The organism is Aromatoleum toluolicum (assembly GCF_012911005.2).
GTDB lineage: Bacteria > Pseudomonadota > Gammaproteobacteria > Burkholderiales > Rhodocyclaceae > Aromatoleum > Aromatoleum toluolicum.
In genome coordinates this window covers 23,428-41,906 of sequence record NZ_WTVS01000051.1, presented here as the reverse complement: position 1 = coordinate 41,906, position 18,479 = coordinate 23,428, and the positions used below count along the sequence as shown (strand labels likewise).

Annotated in this window: 10 protein-coding genes; all 10 read right to left on the bottom strand. The window is 72.5% G+C overall.

Going from position 1 to position 18,479, the window contains the following annotated elements; genetic code table 11:
• Nucleotides 1-2,296 (bottom strand): eCIS core domain-containing protein (locus GPA27_RS29375; RefSeq protein WP_169142318.1); only part of this gene is annotated, 2,296 nt, incomplete at its 3' end.
• Nucleotides 2,293-4,356 carry an ATP-binding protein gene (locus GPA27_RS20370; RefSeq protein ID WP_169142317.1) on the bottom strand — a complete coding sequence of 688 codons (2,064 nt, stop codon included), beginning with the start codon at nucleotides 4,354-4,356 and terminating at the stop codon, nucleotides 2,293-2,295. The genes GPA27_RS20370 and GPA27_RS29375, both read right to left, overlap by 4 nt.
• 106 nt (nucleotides 4,357-4,462) lie before the next feature.
• On the bottom strand, nucleotides 4,463-6,142 hold the full coding sequence (locus GPA27_RS20365; protein ID WP_169142316.1) for a hypothetical protein: 1,680 nt from the start codon (nucleotides 6,140-6,142) through the stop codon (nucleotides 4,463-4,465).
• Nucleotides 6,143-6,214: 72 nt separating this feature from the next.
• Nucleotides 6,215-8,119 (bottom strand): hypothetical protein, encoded by a 1,905-nt coding sequence (locus GPA27_RS20360; RefSeq protein WP_169142315.1) that lies wholly within the window; start codon nucleotides 8,117-8,119, stop codon nucleotides 6,215-6,217.
• Nucleotides 8,116-9,852: a hypothetical protein gene (locus GPA27_RS20355; RefSeq protein ID WP_169142314.1), complete on the bottom strand. Its 1,737-nt coding sequence runs from the start codon at nucleotides 9,850-9,852 to the stop codon at nucleotides 8,116-8,118. Before GPA27_RS20355 ends, GPA27_RS20360 begins: the two co-directional genes overlap by 4 nt.
• A gap of 18 nt (nucleotides 9,853-9,870) precedes the next feature.
• The gene (locus GPA27_RS20350) at nucleotides 9,871-12,420 is read right to left on the bottom strand and encodes a coiled-coil domain-containing protein (protein WP_169142313.1); all 2,550 of its coding nucleotides are present in this window, start codon (nucleotides 12,418-12,420) and stop codon (nucleotides 9,871-9,873) included.
• 11 nt (nucleotides 12,421-12,431) lie between these two features.
• A complete protein-coding gene (locus tag GPA27_RS20345; protein ID WP_169142312.1) occupies nucleotides 12,432-13,370 on the bottom strand; it encodes a hypothetical protein in 939 nt (312 codons plus the stop codon).
• A gap of 23 nt (nucleotides 13,371-13,393) precedes the next feature.
• Entirely contained in the window at nucleotides 13,394-15,862 is a 2,469-nt protein-coding gene (locus tag GPA27_RS20340) for a phage tail protein (protein WP_169142311.1), read from the bottom strand.
• A 1-nt stretch (nucleotide 15,863) separates the two neighbouring features.
• Complete coding sequence (locus GPA27_RS20335) at nucleotides 15,864-18,065, bottom strand: putative baseplate assembly protein (protein WP_169142310.1); 2,202 nt, start codon at nucleotides 18,063-18,065, stop codon at nucleotides 15,864-15,866.
• 13 nt (nucleotides 18,066-18,078) lie between these two features.
• Nucleotides 18,079-18,474 carry a GPW/gp25 family protein gene (locus GPA27_RS20330; protein ID WP_246261293.1) on the bottom strand — a complete coding sequence of 132 codons (396 nt, stop codon included), beginning with the start codon at nucleotides 18,472-18,474 and terminating at the stop codon, nucleotides 18,079-18,081.
• Nucleotides 18,475-18,479 lie beyond the last annotated feature (5 nt).

The window sequence follows — 18,479 nt, the reverse complement described above, 5'->3', positions numbered from 1 at the left end:
AGAGACAGGTCCCGGGGGTCGGCGGGTTCGGGGTCGGCGTCGGCCAGTCGCCCTTCGGTGAGGGGGTGCCGCATTCCATTGCGACCTGCCACTTGGGCTTGTGCAGGCCCAGCGACCATGGCGACTGCGCGGTGACGGTGGTCAGCGCGTGGTGGAAGGTGGCGTAGTGCTGCGGCCGCACTTCGGTGCCGAAGGACATGATGCCGCCGTTGTGTTCCTTGATCGCGCCGGGCAGATGGACGCCGTTGGCGTCGGTCATCGCCTTGGTCATGGCGTCGTGGTCGACCGGATCGCCGATGCTCGTGCCGCCGGTCACGTACTCGTCGTCCACGCCGAAGGCGTGCCCCCATTCGTGCGCGGCCGTGATCATGCGCTCGCCGCCATCGACGATGAGGTCCGCGCGTTGGTCGGTGGCGCGCTTCGGTTGGGTCTGGTCGGCTTCCGATTCGCCGCGCGGCGTGATGGTCACGCGTGTTGCGGTGTTCGCGAAGCCGTTGTTGGCGAGGTAGTCGCGCACCGCGTTGGCGCGCCGTTCGGAGAGGTCGAGGTTGTACTGCTCGGTGCCGGCGGCGCTGGTGTGGCCGACGATCTCGACACGCACTTCCTGATGCGCGGCATTCCCGACCGCACCGTTGAATCGCGCGATGAAACCGTTGAGCTGGCCAATCGCGGCCCCCGTCAGCACGTCCGAGTTGTAGCCGAACTCGACGGACTGGCGCAGCAGGTCGTACTCCTTCGGCCCGGTGGTCGTGCTGGCGAGCCGCATGGTCTGGTCGGCGGGGTCGGCCTTACTGCCCGACCCGACTTCGTGCGAGATGTCGAAGGTGCGCAGGCTCTCGCCGGGGGGCGTCTTGAAGATCTCCGCCGTCATGTGGTCGCCGGCGGCCTTTGCGCGGCGGCCGATGTCGAGGGCCACCTTCACCTCAGCGCCCAGCCAGGTCCAGCGCGGCTTGTTGAGGAAGAAGCTGTGCTTGCCGCCCCACGTGGATTCGATCAGCGACTTCAGGTTGGCGAGCCAGGGCGCTTGTTCAGCAGGTGTCCACTGGTAGAGCGACAGCAGCGCGTTGCGCACGATCGCGACGGGGATTGCGTTGATGCGGGCGGCGAGCGCGGTGATTTCCGGAGTGGCCGAGAGGTCCGGGTGCGGGGCGACGACGCCCGCGTTCTGCACCAGGGTGTCCTTGAATTCGGCGGCGACGCCCTGCTTGATGTCGAGCACACCCTCGCCTTCGACGGCGTCGGGGCGGTACTGCGCGTCGAAGCCGCCGAAACCCGCCGCGCCGACGATGCCCTTCGGCGCGGCCGGATAGGGGCCGGCCTTGGCCCATTTTTCCGCCTTGTCGAGTTCCTTGTTGCACGCGGCCATCGGGTCGGCGGGGTCGCCGCCGCCGCCGAAAAGGTCGTCCCAGAAGTCGCGCTGCAGCTTCGGCGCGGCGCTCTGCGGGCCGCCGGCTTCGGCCTGCTGGCCGACGTGGGCGAGCTCGTGGGCGAGGAGTTCGAGGCCCGCATCGCTCTCCGGCGCGTAGCTGCCGGCGGAGAAATACACGTCGTTGCCGACGGTGAAGGCGCGCGCGTGCATCTCGACGCACATCGCGTCGGCTTCGGCATCGGTGTGGATGCGCACGGCGGAGAGGTCGCGGCCGAGCTGGGCTTCGAGCTTCGCGCGCAGCTCGGGGTCGAGCGGCGCGCCCTGGCCCTGGCGGGCGGCGACACGCTGTTCGGTGGCGGGGGGCGCGGACTTGCCGGCGAGGGCGTCGGCGCCGCCGGCGGCGGTCTTGGGGGCGTCCGCGGCGGGTTTCGCGCCGGGGGTGGTGCCGGCCTTTTCCGCCTCGCCGGTCGCCGCGGTAGTTTTTTCCCCGTCGCCGGCTGCGGCCGCGCGCAGCAGCTTGGGCGCGAGGACTTCCTTCTTCGGCGGGGTGATCGCGGGTTCGAGGCTGCCGCGCGGGGCGGCGCCGCTGCAGGTGGGGCATGGCGCGCCGGCTGCGGCGTCCTGCGGCGTGCGCAGCGCCCGGCGCACTTCGCCGGCGACCTGGTCGGCCTCGCGCTCCTCGGGATCCTGCGGGTGGCTGACGGCGAGCTTGGCCTGCAGGTAGCCGGGGGCGCCGGGGCGCGTTTCCTGCGGCGTGCCGGCTCCGGTCGCGCCGTCGGGCGATTGCGGCGCCGCGCCGGCGGCCGGATCGGCGGGGGCCTTGCCTGCGGCCGTTGGTTTCCCGGCGGGCTTGGCCTCGGGGGCGCCGCCCGGCGCCTTCCTTTCCGGTGCGCTCTTGCGGCGCAGGCCGGCGGCGAGGCTGCTCATGACGTGCCCCGCGCGTGCATCAATTGCGGCGGCGGGGTGCGGCCGATCTTGCGGTATTCGTCGATCAGCGCGGCGACGAGCTGCTCGGCGGCGATCGGGCGGGTGGCGTCGCCGGCTTGCTTCCCGGCTGCGGCGGGGTCGAGCGCCGCGGCCTGCAGCACGGCGTTGCGGATGTGGCCGCCGGGCAGTGTGCAGTAGCTTGCGAGCTGACGGCACAGGGCGGCGTCGGGGGAGCGCTGCCCCAAGTGCGACTGCCAGATGCGCAGGCGTTCGGCCACGCCCGGCGGAGGAAACTCGATGATCGCATCGAAGCGGCGGGTGAAGGCGCTGTCGATGCGGCCGCGGTTGTTACTCGTTAGGACCACGATGCCGGGGTGCTGTTCGATGCGCGTGAGCAGGAAGTTGGTGAGCATGTTGGCGTAGCGCTCGCCGGTTTCCTTGCCTTCGCCGCGGCGGCCGAAGAGGGCGTCGGCCTCGTCGATGAGGAGCAGCACGTCGAGCGCGGCGGCTTCGTCGAGGAGCCGCCCGAGGTTCTTCTCGGACTCGCCGATGTACTTGTTCATCACCGCGGAGAGGTCGACGCGGAACAGCGGCGCGCCGAGCAGCGTCGCCAGCCGGCTCGCGGCGAGCGTCTTGCCGGCGCCGCTTTCGCCGCAGAACAGCGCGCGCACGCCGGGCGCAGGGTCGGCGAGGCTCGCGCCGAGACCGTCCGAGAGGGATTCGCGCTGGCGGCAGCGGGCGACGAGGGCGTCGAAGCGTTCGAGGAGTTCGTCGGGCAGCACCAGCTCGTCGGGGCCGACTTCACGCGTGACCGGCTGGGCGAGCTGGCGCAGGCGTTCGCTGCCGAAGCCGGCGCGGGCGCGGCGCAGGTGGGCGAGGCCGGGCGTTTCGCCGCGCACCTGGGCGTCGAGGCGCACGCGTTCGGCGAGCGTGTGCACGGTGGGACCGTCGAGGAGCGCGTGGCCGGCGAATTCGCGCAGGCGGGTCTCCAGCTGGGTGTCGCCGGGCCTTTCGCTGGAGGTTTCGTCGGAGGTTTGGTCGTTGGAGGCGAGCGCGCTGCGCCAGGCGTCGCGGCGTTCCTGCGTCGTGAGCGGGGGCAGGTCGATCTCGACCAGCGCGGGGGCTTCGATCGCACCGTCGCGGCCGGTGACGAGGAGCAGCGGCACGGTGAGCGCCGGGTGCTCGGGCAGCACGTGGCGTTCGCCGGGGCCGAGCTCCAGCGCGAGCGCCGGCAGCCAGCCGGCGTAGCGGCACGCGGCGGCGAGCGCGGGCTGGCGCGTCCAGGTGGCGGCCTCCATCTGCAGCGGCGGGCGGCCCACGGCGGCGGCGAGCCGTGCAGCGGCGGCGAGGCCGGCGGCGCGTGCACCGCGGAACACGACATGGCGGGTGGCCCCGGTGCGCAGCATGGTGGCGAGCGAGGGCAGTTGTTCGCAGAAGCTCTGCGGCAGCACCGCATCGCTGACCGGCAGCGGGGCGGTGTCGCGCCACGCGCTGGTGTCGCCGCATAGCAGCGCCCACAGTTCGGGCGTGACGGCCAGCGTGCGCGTGGGCATCGGGCCGTCGCCCACCACGTCGAGCACGCCGGCGCGCACGAGGCGGTGGTTGGGGAGCGCCAGCGGCGGCAACTGGGCGCCGAACAGGGCGTCGCTCGCAGCGGCGACGAGGTGCAGGCCGGGGCGCAGCGCGCCGGGCGATTGCAGTTCGGCGAGCGCGAGGTTGAGGAGGTAGCTCGATTCGTTCTCGCCGCACAGTGCAAGCGCGAACCATTCGTGGAGCTGCAGCTGCAGGTCGGCGAGCAGGCGCCCGAGGGGGCCGCGCAGTTCGGGGGCGACGCGTGCGAGCGCGACGCAGGCTGCATGCCAGTCGTCGCGCGGAGTGTCGAGGAGGGTCGCGAGATCTTCGCCGGCGTGGCTCGCGGCGAGGGCGTCGAACACCGCCGACGGGGCGCCGAGGCTCAGCTTCGCGAAGTGGGCGATGCCGGCATGGACGAAGGCGCGCGACAGGCGGGCGCCGTCGATGTGGGGAGCGGACTGCGGAACTGGCGTCGCGGGTGCGTTCATGACTGGATACCTCCGAACCTGCGAACAAATCTGCTGCGCGTGTCGATTGCTGCGTTGCCCACTCGCTCTCTCCTCGCCTATCTGCCTGATATGTCTCGTCGTTCGCTCATTCGCGCCTTGCACTCGACCCTGCCCGCGACAATTTCTCCGCAAGTTCTCCGCTGTCGTAGTGGAAGCGCACGACGCGGCCGAGCCAGGGCAGCCAGCCGGGGTCGAGGTCGAGGCCGGTGCGGCGGATGTCGAGGTGCACGTCGCGGTGGACGTCACTGAGGCGCAGATGCACGTCGAGATGGCTGCGGGTCGCGCGGACGCGGCCGGGGCGCTCGGCGAGTGCGGCGGCGAGGGCCGTTGCGCCGTAGTGGCGGAAGGCGGCGTCGCGTACCGGGGCAAGGTCGGCCCCTGCGGGAAGGGCCGCGAGCGCGGCGGCGGGGTCGCCGTCCGTTGCGAGGTCGCAGGTCGCGGCGAGAAAGGCGGCGAGCGGGGCGTCGGGGGAAAAATCCAGGCTGCCGGCGAGGCGGACGAGTTCGCGCCATCCGGCCTGGGGCTCGACGAGCGTCGCGCGCCAGTCGCGCAGGGCCGGCAGGTTCAGCACGTTGAGCAGGAAGAAGAAACCGCCGCCGCGGGTGTGGAAGTCCACATCCGCGGCCGGCGGAAGGGTCGCGGGCGAAGCCGCGACGGAGGAGACTCGGGAGGGCGTGGCGGGGGCGCGCGTCGGTGATTTGTCCGGCATATCCCCTGCCGGGGTGTTTCGGGTGACAGCGTTTGCGTCGTGGTCGGGCGGTGCTGTCCCTTGCGGCGGGCTCGTTGGCGGCACCGGCGTTGCGGCGGTGCCGGCCTGCGTCGAGTCGGACGCGGGTTCGCTCGCCTCGCGGGACGCTCCTGCGCTCGGAGTGTGCGGTTCGCGCGGGTCTTTCGTCTTGGGTTCGGTGCGCGGCGCAGCAGGTACGAAGGTTTCGGCCGTGGCACGCAAGATTTCGCCGGCGGTGGCGGCGGCCAATGTAGCGGGGGCATGCGTCCACAGTGCGAGCACGGCCTGCAGGACGACGCGCGGGTCGGACGGGGGCAGGTCGATAGGTAGCGCGGATCGTAGGGCGGATGAGCCGAAGGCCGAGCTTGCCCCATGCCCCACCGCATGCACCGGCGAAGAGCCCAAGGACGCCTCGCCAAATCCATCGCCATCCATGCGGCGGAAGGCGCTTCGCTCTTCCGCCCTGCGTTCATGGGTCGGATCGAGTGCGCTGATGATGGCCTCTTGCCAGCCGGTCGCGGTGCCGATGGCGTGCAGGAGGGTGCGGGCGGCGGGGGCGTCGAGGGTGCGCCAGAGTGCGGGCAGGTGGTCGCGTAGCGCGGGGCGTTCGAGCAGGGCCGGCAGGGCGAGGGCGTCTTCGGCGAACAGGTCGGCGACCGCCTGTGCCGCGGGGCGGGCGAGCAGGCTTGCACGGTGGCGCCATAGCCAGCGCCGCGCGGCGGTGCCGCTAAGGAGGTCGCGCACGAGGCAGGCGCGGTAGTCGAGCGCATCGCGGAAGCGTACGGCCTCGGCGGCGTCGGCGGCGGGGCTCCAGGGGTCGGCGGCGCGGCGGGTAAGGTGTTCGGCCGCGGCGGCGGCGCGGGCGGGCAGTTCGCTCGCGGTGCCGTCGACGGTGAGGCGGCGGACGACGACGATGGCCTCGTCGGCCGGCCAGTGCGTGCGCGCGAGCGCCGCCGGGAGCGTCGCGCGGGCGTGGTCGATCGCGCTGGCGGTGCCGCGCAGCACGACGCGGCCGATGTGGAGGTCGGCGGTGGTCATGGGGAGGGGGCGCCGACGAATGGCGGGATGCGCTGCGCTCCTCCCGCCCTACGGTTCATTGTTCCCATCGCGTCAGCCCCGGTTCAGCCCGCTGATGCGCAGCGCGGTGTTGAGCACCGCGCCCGGATTGCGCTCGACTTCGGGGTCGAGGATGCTCGCGACCGAGGCGACGGTGCCCTGGTCGTCGTGGTCGTCGACGCGCAGGGTGGCGATGACGCGCTGGCCGTCGTCGAAGAGCTGCAGCAGCGTGCCCGGCGCGGCCTCGCGGTTGAGCGTGAGGCGCAGCGCCTCGCCGATGCGGAAGCGGCCGGGAATCGTCTTGAGGGTGCCCTGGATGAGTTGCCGCGGGTCGTCGCTGGCGGCGAGCAGCAGGCAGGCGCGCACAAGGTTGCGCATCGCGGTGCGGGCGACGCCGGAGGCGTCGGTGTCGAGCTGGCGGAACCACCACGCGACGAGTTCGACCAGCGTGCGCACGCCGTTGAAGTCGCGCTCCTCGGCGTCCGCAATGCCGGGCCAGCGTTCGGGGGTCTCGACGGCGAGGCGGTTGGCTTCGGCAAGGGTGGACCACTGCAGGCGGATCGACGGGGCGATGGTGCGCAGGCGCGCGAGCAGGCAGCCGGCGGCGGCGTCGAGGCGCTGGTGCAGCGCGCGCGCGGGATCGCGCAGGAGCGGCGAGGGGATCGCGAGGAGGTCGTCGAGCGCGAGGATCGCGTTGCCCTGGCGCTGCAGTTCGCTGAGCGCGCCGGCATTGAACGGGCGGGCGGCGACTTCGCGCACGAGGGCGTGGTTCTGCTGCACGAGGCTGGTGAGCACGGGTGTTTCTGCCGACACCGCGCGGTTGAGGCGCAGCGCGAGCTTCTGGCGGCGCGTGTCGACGAGGCCGGCGAGGATCGCGCGCCCGGGCAGCAGGTGGCCGAGCGGGCGCAGGCTCGCCCAGTCGCCGGCGGGGATGTCGTAGACGGCTTCGATGAAGGGCGCGAGCGCGGCGGGCAGCGCGGTGTCGCGGTTGGCGCAGCCGGGGACGAGGTCGTCGGGGCTCGCCGGGCGCAGGTCGAGCGGGTCGGGGAGGGTGCGGCCGAGCGGGGTCTCGCGCACCTTCACGTAGAACAGGCCGCGGTGGCTTTCGATGACGCGCTTGCGTTCGGCGTAGGCGGCCTCGACCTCGCGCCAGTGTTCGGCGAGCAGGCGCTGCGCGACCGCGTAGTCGTCGAGCGCCTCGACACGGGCGCGTTCGCGCACGTCGAGGCTCCGGATCTCGTCGGGGATGTCGGTTTCGAGCGCGGCGAGGCGCGCGCGGAGGTCTTCGAGGGCCTGCTGGTGGCGGCGCCTCAGCGTGGTCAGCGCGCCGCGCAGGGCCTCGATCTTGCGGATGTCGTCGGCGACCGCCTTGCCGGCGGAAAAGAGGGCGGATTCGTCGTTGTGCTTGGTGCCGTCCGGCCCGTCGTCGCCGGGGCGCACCAGCGCGAGGTCGAGTTTCGGGCGCAGCAGGAAGCCGTCGGTATTGTGCAGGTCGGGGGCGACCATCAGGCGGAAGGCCGGCGCCTGGTTGTCGCTGTCGATGACCCCCAGGCGGCGCAGCTCCTCCGGCTTCAGGTAGTCGTCGAGGAAGTCGCACAGGCGGTCGATCAGCGACTTTGCCTGGTTCTGGCGCGCGTTGGCCTTGTCGCGCAGGTCGAGGACATCGCGGCGCACGTTCACGAAGCTGTCGCGGATCAGCTCGACGTGCGACAGCATGCCCTTGCCGGTGGTCGGCGCCTTGCTGAAGACCGGGTCGGTGAGCGGCTCCTTCGGCTGCGCCTCGAATTGGAGCGCGCCGAGCGCGGCCAGCGTGCCGGCGGAGATCGTCGGCTCCATTTGCACGGCGCCGGCGAGGTTCAGATTGCCCGCCGTCGCGTTGATCAGGGGCGTGTCGGCGACGAGCTTCACTTCGGTGAATTCCGTGGTGTTCGCCGTGATGCGGTTGAGGAACTCGCTCATGTCGGGTTCTCCGGCGTGGTCGCGATCTTGGGCACGAAGTTCGCCTTGGTGGTCCAGCGCACGAGCTTCGCGCCGAGGCCGTCGCCGGGCACGCCGCCGGCGAGCGCGCTGAAGGACACCGTCAGCGCATCGAGCTGCTGGCGCTGCAGGCCGAGGAAGTCATTGACCTCTTCGAGCAGGCGGAAGCTCTTGTCGAGCGCGGCTTCGAGGTGGCGGATGTCGGCGCGCAGGTCCTCGCGCTGGCGGAAGAGGCCGTTGTCGCCCGGCTGCGTGTCCTCGACGAGGTCGTAGTCTTCGGGCGCGGGATGGGGCTCGGCGAGGTGGCTGGCGTAGGGTTCGGGCAGGTTCGGGGTACCGACCGCGGCGGCGACGTGGGTCAGCACCATGGGCGCCGCGGGTGGCAGCGTCTTCGCGCGGTCCATGACGAGCTTCAGGCGGTACTGCTCGGGGTCGGGCGGGGCGTTCGCGATCAGCAGCGGTGCGCGCAGCGCCTGCAGCTGCTGCGCGCTGAGGCCATGGAAGAGCGCGTACCACTGTGCCTTCCACGCCTGGTAGGCGCGGGTGGCGGCTTCGGCGCGGCGGAAGAGTTCGTCCTCCAGCCGCGTGTCGCGCTGCGGCAGATCGAAGAGGTCGCGGCGGTAGTCTAGGTCGGGGATCGCCAGTAGCAGGCGGATGCGCTCGCCCAGCCCGTGGATGAGGTCCACCGTGCCGCGCGAGAGTTCATCCGCGACGACGCCTTCGATGGTGTTCGCGGGGATCGGCGCGAGTTCGACCTGCAGGTCGGCGGGCAGGAAGGCCAGCGTCGGCGTCTTGCCGGCCGGATCGCGCAGCAGCGCCGCGGGCAGCGGGCCGGCGGCCGGGAGGTAGTCGAGGCCCAGCAGTTCGGCGAGCGTCTGCGTCGCGACGTTCGGCAGCGGCGCGGGGTGCTCGCGCTGCCACGCTTCGAGCGCGGCGACGGTGTGCGCGAGTAGCGTGTGCGCGGCGGCGTCCGGTTCGGCGAGGAGCCGCCCGGCGCGCGGGTCGAACCACACCGGCAGCTTGCCGACGACCTTCACGAGGCCCAGCGGCACGGCGCCGCTATCGGTCCGGAACGGCGACTCGCGCAACAGGCGCGCGCCGATGCGGTTCGCGGCGCGCTGCTGCGGCATCGCCATCAGCCGCGGGCTGCCGGAGATGCGCTGCAGGCCGAGCAGGCACACGGTCTCGATGCGCCGCTCGCGCAGCGGGTCGGGCTCGGTACGGGTGCAGGGCTCCTGGTCGGTCGGATCGTCGATGGGCTCGACGGCACTACGGATCGTGACGAGGAAGAGGCCGTCGCGCAGCGGCGTGTCCTGGTCGCGCTCGGCCTGCGCGGCGAGATCGGTCCAGGCCTGGTCGAGCGGGTAGAAGAGGCGGATCAGCTGCCCCGCCGCCCCTACGGCGAGCCCCGGCTGCACGCGCACGCGGGTGTCGGCGCCGCTGCCGAAGAAGGTGCAGGGCAGGCCCTCGACGATGCCCGGCGCGAGGCTCGCCAGCAGCGGCGCGACGCGGTCATCGACATAGGCCTGCAGGCGTTCGAACTCGCGCTCGCCGAGCGCGCGGCCCGGGAAGAGGTTGAGCCGGCGCGGATCGTCGGGGCGCTTTTCGGGTTCGTGCAGGCGGATCTCGACCGGCACGCGCGGCAGCAGCGTCAGCGCCGGCCGCAGCGCGAGCGCGGCGAGCAGGCTGGGCGAGAGGAAGGACGTGATGGCCATGATGCGCTCCGTGGCGAATTAGCCGGCGACCTGCTTCCAGAGTTCGATGTGCTTGTCGGTGAGGCCGAAATCCTTGCCCTCGGCCATGAAGAACTCGGGCAGATTGATGTTGCCGGCGGCGTCGACGAAGCGGTCGCGCAGCTTCTGGAACAGGACCACGTCCTTGCGGGCGATGGCCATCATGCTCGGCCACAGCGCGGGGTCGAGGCGGCGGTCGGCGAGGCCGACGAGCTGCACCGCGGCGATGCGCGCGGCCTCGTTGCCGGCGATCAGGGTGTCCGCCGCGGTGGCGGACTTGATGCCGGCCGCATCGGCGCCGCGTGCCCGCGCGAGGCGTTCCAGCGTCAGTTCGGCCGCGAGATCGGTGCCCTGTGCGGCTTCGGTCTTGAGCCGCTCGATCGTCGTGTTCGCGCTGCTGAGCTGGGTTTCGAGCGTGCCGACGCGGTTGCGCAGGGTGGTGATTTCGGTGCTGCTGGTGCTGCCCGTGGTCTGCAGTTCGTCGATGCGCCGGAGTGCGTCGGCGAGCGACGCCACCGCGGTGGACTCGCGGGCGACGCTCGCGTCGAGCTTGGTCCGCGTGTCGGCGAGTTCGGCATTCGACGTCGCGAGCGTGCCGCGCGTCGCATCGAGTTCGGCTTTCAGCTTCGCCAGTTCCTCGCGCACTGCCACCAGGTCGGCGTCGGTGCTGCTGACGCTGCCGCTCGCCGCTTCGAGCTTCGCGAGCGCGTCCTTCAGTTCGGCTTCGAGCTGGGTGATGCGCCGCTGCGCGTCGTTGAGCTGCGCGGTGAGCGTGGTCCGTTCCTGCTCCAGCGCGGCGGATTTCGCGCGTTCGGCTTCCAGCGCCGCGGCGAGTTCCTCGATGCGCTGCTTGAGGGTTTCGTCGATCGGCGAGCTGGTCGTCTTCAGGCGCTCGATCTCGGCGCGCGCGGCGTCGAGTTCGGCCTTCAGCTCGTCGATGCGGTCGCTGGAGGCCTCCAGCGCGTTGGCGAGGATGACCGCGTTGCGGTCGTCGGCCTTCAGCGCCTCGATTTCCTTCTGCGCGGCGTCGAGCGCGAGCTTGAGCCGTTCGATCTCGGCCAGCGCGTCGGTCAGGCTCTGGTCGCCGCCGCCGGCCGCGACCGCCTTTTCGAGTTCGGCGATGCGGACCTTCAGGCGCGCGATCTCCGCCTCCAGCGCGGCCTGCGCCTCCTCGGCAGCGTCCACGTCTTCGAGCGCGGCATCGAGTTGCTCTTCGAGGGCCGCGGCGTCGGGCGGCAGCGCGCTGCCCGGGGGCGGCAATGTCATGCCGAGCGCGAGCACGACGGCGCTGACGCCCGTTTCGGCGGTGCGCGGCGGGCGGCGCACGTACATCAGCTCGGCCGGATTCACGTCGGCCCAGATCGTGCGCCACACGTCGGCGTCGGTGTCGATGCGGTGGATTGGCGGCTGCGGCAGGATGCGCAGCGCGAGGCGGTCGAGGCGCGCGAGCCGGCCCAGCGAACGCGGCGTGAAGCTCGCCGGCGCTTCGAGCTGGCGCGCACGCAGCGCGAAGGCGGTGTCGCTCATCGGCACCAGCACCATCACGTCGCAGTCGGCGTCGCGTTCGAGGTCGATCGGTGCGAGGTGGGCGGAATCGGCGAGCACGGCGGCGAGCTCGCTGCGGCGCACCGGCGCGATGCTGACCTCGTAATCCTTGGGGAAGTATTGCTGGCGTCCGCCAATGGGGTCGATCGAGTCCTGCGGCAGCGGCCCCCACGGCGGCAGCACGCGGAAGTACTGGCTCGCCGCGAAGGCGCCGCGCAGCCCCGCGCTCTGGCGCATCGTCAGCACCGTTTGCATCAGCTCCTGGTAGTGCGCCGCGAGGTCCTGCTGGATCGCGTTGGGGGTGTTCAGCGCGCGCTGCGGGCGGCGCAGCAGGCCGCGGTCGATCCACAGGATGCGGCCGCGCTCGACCGCGATCAGGCCCAGCGCGACGGCGTCGTCGGACGGCAGCGCGAGGCGGTCGCCGCCGGACAGGAGCTCACGCGCGAGCGTCGCGCGTACCGCGATCTCGTCCTGGCGCGGCAGGGGCAGCGGCAGCGGCATCAGGCGCAGCTCGACCCCTTCGGCCCACGCGGCGACGTGCGGGACGCGCGGCGCGGCAAGGTCCTTGGGGAAGGCCTCGGCGACGCCGTCGACGACCTGGGCATGCGTGAGCGCGAGCGCGTACAGGCCGCGCGCGTAGCTGCGGAAGCGGCCGTCGTTGAGCGTCGCGATCAGGCCGCTGTTGAGGAGGTCTATCGTCAGCGGCGTGTTCGCGAGCTGCAGCACGCGGCCCGACGGCGCGATCGCGATGCCGGGCTCGACCCGCAGGATATGGCCGGACTGCAGGCTGAGGTCGAGCCCGCGCACGATGCCGGCGCCGAAGACCTGGCCGAGCTCCAGCAGGCGCTCGTCGAGGTAGATCTGGTCGCGGTTGAGGTCGGACGCCTTCAGCAGCTGGCCGTCGAAGTAGTTCGTGCGCGACAGCAGCGGGTCGATGCTGGAAATGCGCTCGCCGGCCGCGTTGGTCGTGCCGATCCGGAGCGGAGTGAAGCGAATGTTGGCCATGGCGGTTCCCTTTATGCGCGGATCAGCCGGGCGAGCGCGGCGGCGTTGAAGAGGAAGGGGCGCACGAGGTTGTCGACCTCGATGCGGCGCGGATTGACGATCAGGTCCGGCTCGGGCGCGGGCGGCGTGAGGCGGATCGCGATGCGTGCGAGGAGCGTGCGGGCAAGCTGGGCGGGGTCGGTTAGGAAGGCCTGACGGGCGACCAGCGCCTGGTTGTCGTCGCCGAGCGAATGCAGCAGACGCGCGCCGAGTTCGAGCTGGGTGCGCGCGGCGCCGGCGGCGGCCTCGACCTGCGCGCGTTCGCGTTCGCCGAGATTCGCCTCGATTTCGTCGTAGGCCTTGATGCGGCTGTGCGCGGCGAAGAGGTGTTCTTCCGCGGGGACGTCGGCGGGGCGTTCGGCGACGAGCTCGAACAGCACGCAGTCGGCGACGCGGCTGGGCTGCACCGGGTCGGTGCCGGCATTCACCTCGGTCGCGAGCACCGGCTGCAGGCCGCTCGGGCAGTCCTGGTAGCGCATCGTGACCTTGAGCCACAGCAGGTTGTCGGCTTCGGCGTAACCGTCGCGGATCAGCGCGCCCCACAGCTCTTCGTCCTCGTGCTGGGCGGTGAGCCAGGCGCCGAGATCGACGCAGTAGGGTTCGGGCACGCCGATCTCGCGCCCGAGGCCGTCGACGCCGACGCCGGGGCTCACCACCAGGCGCACACGCACAGGGTCGGTGTCGTTGCCGGGGTCCTCGGCGCGGATGCTCACGCGCAGGCCCGCGACGGTGCCGGCGCCATGCAGCCAGTAGCCGTGGCGCGTCGCGCGGCGGCGGTGGTAGTCCTGCTCGGCGCGCGTCGCCTCCAGCCCCAGCAGCATGCCGGGTTCGTAGCTGACGCGCTTCAGCGCCTCCTCGAAGCGGCCGTCGCCGGCGAGGCTCGCGTCGCAGTTGTTGTCGGGCTCGCTCATGCCACTTTTCCCCTTATGATCCTTTACTGTCCGTCACTGACGGCCGTATCGATCGGCACGGCGTGCTCGGGATCGAGTGCGACCGGGTTGTGCAGCAGGTCTCCGCGGCCGAGGCGGGTGCGGTCGAGCACCACGGGTCGCGGCGGCGGCTGGGTTTCCAGCCAGGTGTCGATGCCCAGCAGCGGCGACAGGCCCAGCACGAAGGGGTGCTCGCTCGTGCGGATCGCCCATTGCACGGTCGCCGGCACGAGCGACGGCAGCGCGTCGCGCACGACCGCGGCGAGGCGCTTCGCGGGGCCGTGCAGGATCACCGTCATGCGTCGCGCGGCCTCGTCGAAGAAGCGGTCCACGACGGCGGTCTCGCCCGTGCGCTCGGCCACTTCCGGCGCGAACAGCGCGAGGAATTCGCGTGCCTGGTCGTCGGAGAGGATCAGGCTGTCGCCGACGATGCTGTTGCCGGAGAGCCCGGTGCCGAGCGTCAGCGGATGGTCGCGGTCGTCCATGTCGATGCCGAGGATGGTCGCCATCGTGCGGCGCAGGCGGAAATGCTCGACCGGAATCACCGCGCCGCGCGCGACCGCGCCGTCGGTCAGGATGTCGAGCGCGAGGAGCAGGCCGCGGTAGCTGCCGTGCGCCTGCTGCATCGCCCCCTGCGCGGCGAGCCAGCGGCGGCGGCGCGCCTCGGGCCAGTGGCGTGGCAGCGTCGTGCCGAGCAGGCCGGCGAGCCAGGGCAGGCGCGCGGCGGGCGTCGCGGCCGGTTGCAGCAGGATCTCGCTCGCCGCGATGCGGTCTTCGAGCGGCGTCAGCACGCCTTCCAGGCTCGCGAGCAGGCGTTCGCGGAAATCGGCGCCGTTGGCGGGGATAGTGTCGGCGTCTTCCAGCGGCAGCGGACGCTCCTGCTGCTGGAAGTGGTCGGGCAGGTAGTGCGTCTGCCACGAGAAGCGCGGGTAATACACGCGCAGCGCGAAGATCGCCGGGCTGTGGCGGCCGTCGCCGTGCATCGTGATGCGTAGGCGCAGGTAGCGCCCGCGCACTTCGCGCACCGCGCCGTTGCCGCGCTGGATCAGCAGCTCGTACAGCCCGGCGTGGTCGTCGTGTTCCTCGCCCTGCGGCGCGCGGCCGGGTGCAAAGGGGAGCTCGGACGGACGCGGCGTGAGCACCGGCTGCGGCTGCGCGATCCATTCATCGGGCAGCTCGTTGCGGTCGTCGCCCGCCTGCACGGCGAACTCGATGCGGCAGCCGGGCGGGATGCAGGCGTCAAGGCACAGGCGGTCCCACAGCGTGTCGGGCATCGTCGAGTCGAGAATCTCGCTCAGCGTGACCGTGCCGCGCGCGGCGAAGTGCGCCTGGGCGAGGCGGTAGAGGCGGATCGGGCCGTCGGCGGTCAGCGTGCGCGGCGCGCCGTCGCGGTGGCGCACGAAGCGGACGGCGGCTGGGAGCGCGGCTTCGGAGCGCCGCGGCCAGCGTTCGGCGACGAGTTCGGCGGTGGTCTCGTCCTCGTCCTCCGGAATCGACAATAGCGGGCAATCGCGGCGCTTGCCGCGCTCGGCGCCTTCCTCGAAAGGCAGGAGCAGCAGGAAGCGGCCGTCGCCGAGCGCGGCGAGGTCGGTCGCCAGGGGGAGACCATCGGGCAGCGCGTCGGGCAGGCGATGGACGCGGAAACCTTCCGTGGGGCCGGCGGCGAGCGGGCGGCTGAAGACCTGCATGTGCGGCGCGTCGGCCGTGCTGTCGGTCGCTTCGCTCAGCACGTAGAGGCGCTCGTCGTCGGCGGCCAGCCCCAGCAGCCCGCCGTGCGGCGGCAGGGCGATGTCCCACAGGAGGCGCAGCGGGTCGGGGTTCGCCTGCAGCGGGTCGAAGCGCTCGGGGCGGCCGACGTAGGGCTGCGGCAGCGGCGCGCCGACGGCGAGTCCCAGGCGCGTTTCGCCGAGCAGCCAGATCCGGTCGGCGCCGGTCGTTCCCCCGCTTGCAGCCTCCACCCATGCGCGGCGCGGCGCGAAGGGCAGCGTGCAGCGGGTCTGCCAGCGCCGGCGCAGATGCACCGTGGTGAGGCCGTTGCCGACGCCGCCGTCGCTCCACGGCAGCGCGACTAGCCCGCTGCCGCCGAAGGCGAGGTCGGTGAAGCGGCCGGCGGGGGCGTCGACCGGGTCGAGCACCAGCGCTTCGAGGTTCGGCGCACCGGTCTCGGCGTCGTCGAGCGCGGCGAGCACCGGCTGCCAGTCGCTCGCCGCCTCCGCCGGCCAGCGCAGCGCGCATTCGAAGCGCCGCCCGTCGTCGGACAGGCGGCCGAGCTGGCCGTGGTCGTCGAGGATCCAGGGCGTCGCGGCGGCGAGCAGCGCGCGGGCGCGTGCCGGCGGCATCTGCGGCAGGCGCGGGGCGTCCTGGCGCGTGAGCGTGAAGGCGCGCTGCTCGACGTCCCAGCTGCACTGGCGGCTCGCGTTGCGGAAATCCGACGCGCCGTCGAGGAGCAGGAAGCGGGTGCCGTTGCTGTTCATGTCAGCACAGGTCGGGGATCACGGGGACGGGCACGGCGCGCGGGCCGTCTTCGGTCGGACGGCCTGGCCCGAAGCCACGCGGCGGCGCGGGGCGGTCCTCGCCCGGGCGGATCGCGACCGCCATCAGCTCCGGCAGCTGGAAGTCCAGCAGCGGCAGCGCCTGCGCGCCGGTGAGTTCCAGCCACAGCGGCGGGTTCTGCTGCTGGTCCTGGTAGAAGAGGCGCAGCGCGTTGACCGCCTCGACGCCCTCGACGCGGCCTGCCTGCGTGCGCAGTTCGTTGATCTCGACCGCCTTGCCGCGCGGCCAGCCGGCGCCGCGCGGCCCGCCCGGCGGCAGTGCCCACAGGTAGCGCAAGAGCGCCCGCTCGACCTCGGCATGGACCTGCTGCTCGGTCGCCGGATCGACGACTTCGAGCGACGCCGCGACGGCGACCGGCACGAACTGCGGCGACAGCACGTAAAGCTCGGTGCCCAGCATGCAGCGCGCCGCGAGGTAGTCATGCACGTCGGCGAGCAGGCCCGCGTTCGGGCGCGGCGCGGCGGCGAGCGCCTGTGGCGCAGGCGGCATCACGAACACCGCGACGACGCCGGGGATGTTGCGGCGCACCGCGGTGAGGCTCGCGCCGGGGAAGAAGCCCGCGACGGCTTCGGCGCGCGCGACCGGGTTGACCGGGTTGTCGCGTGCGAGCACACCGAAGTCCTCGGCGGTGACCGCGCGGTCGCGGTGGCTGAGGAAGGCCGGGATGCGGCGCTCGGCCTCGTCCAGCGTCTCGGCGTCGACGCCGCCGCGCGTCGGCCATTCGTGGCGCAGCGCGAGGCGGGCGCTGTTGCCGTGGATCTCCTTGATGCTGTCGGGCGGCAGGTTGCCCCGGCTACCGCCGCCGTGGCGATAGAAGGCCGCGCGAATGCGGGCGTTGGCGGGCGGGCGCTTGCCGCGGATGCCGTCGCCGAAGCGCACGCTGCCGCTTGCCGCGTCGACGACGAAGACCGTGTCGTCCGGCCCGCTGCCGGCGAAATGCGCGACCCGGGTCCAGGGCTGGAAGTGGCGCAGGTGCTCGACATCGACCTCGACGCTCGCCGCGTCGACGTCGGCATGTGGCAGCTCGAAACTCTGGTCCGGGCGGCCGGTGCCGGCGCCGAGCACGATGTCGCGCGCAATGCCCTGGCCGCTCACGTCGACGGCGTTCACGCCGATGTAGCCCAGCGTCAGGTTCGGCTCGTCGGCGCACGACAGGCGCAGCCAGAAGAGCAGCTGGCCGGGGCGCAGGTCCGCGGGCGCCTCGGGCGGCGTGTCGCCGAGGCCGGCGAACTGCGGGTCGAGCGCGGCGGTCGCGCGCAGCATGTCGGCGTTGCGCGGCAGGCGCAGGCGCGCGACGCCGGTCTTGCGCCCGCCGGCCGAGCTGTCGGCGACGACTTCGAGCGGCAGGTACTGCACGTTCTGTGGCGCGTCCTCGGGGTCGGGCCACCACGCGAGCTCCCACGCGAGCTTGCGCGGGCGCAGCCCCGTCGCGAGCCGGCCTTCGAGCTCGGTGAGCGGTGCGAGGCCGACGTTCAGCACGATACCGGCGAGCTCGCGGCGCATGAGCTCCGCCTGTGCGACGAAGGCGGGCTTGGCGAGGCAGATCGCGAGGTGGAAGGCGCCGTCGCGCGTGCCGGCGGCGGTGAGCGCGTCGTGGCCGGGCACCAGCGTCAGCGGGCGGAAGGCGGCCGGTTCGACGCCATACTGTGCGCGCAGCTGCTCGAGGCTGATGCCTTCGGCGGCGAGTGCGGCCTCGTCGAGCGTGCGCTTGACGACGACGCGCAGCGCGAGCGGCGTCGGCTGGACTTCGCCGACGGTGCTGAAGCTCGTCGTGCCGGCCTTGAGCAGCGATTCGGTCGCGATCAGCGGCGGCAATGCACGTCCGCTCGCGTCGATGCTGACGATGCCGGCCGCGGGCCGCGCCGGGCGCAGCGGAATCTGCAGCAGGTTCAGGAAGGCGAGGCGCTGGCGTTCCGGGATCTGGTTCGCGCGATAGATGACGGTCTCGGTGAGCCACGCGAAGAGATCGACCAGCGCATGCACCGGGTCGCCCGGCGCGAGCGGCGCCATCTCCGGCACGTGGCGCGCGAGGCGCGCCTGCAGCTCGGCGACCAGCTCGTCGAAGCGGCGGTCGTCGAGGTCGGGGACGGGGAATTGACTGAAAGGCAGGTTGGGCAGCGCCATGTTGATGTTTCCCTCAGCCGAGGTCCAGTGCGAGTTCGAGCGTCTCCCGGCCGCCATCGGCGAGCAGCCGGTAGCGCACCTCGAGATTCACGTGCGACAGGCGTTCGCGGTCGGGCGTGACGCGCACCTCCTCGATCGTCACGCGCGGTTCCCAGCGCGTCAGCGCGCGCAGCGCGGCGTCGGCGATCAGTGCGCGCGTGGTCTCGTTGTTGGGGTGATGGATGAAGTTGCGGATGCCGGCGCCGAACTCGGGGCGCATCAGGCGCTCGCCGGGGCGGGTCAGCAGGATGTTGAGCATCACCTCGCGCACGCTCGGGTTGCCGCGCCGCCACTGCGGGCGGCAGTCGTCGGCGAGGCCGGCGAGCAGCGGAAAGCTCATCAGCAGGGATTCCGGCGTCGGCATCGTCATCTGTC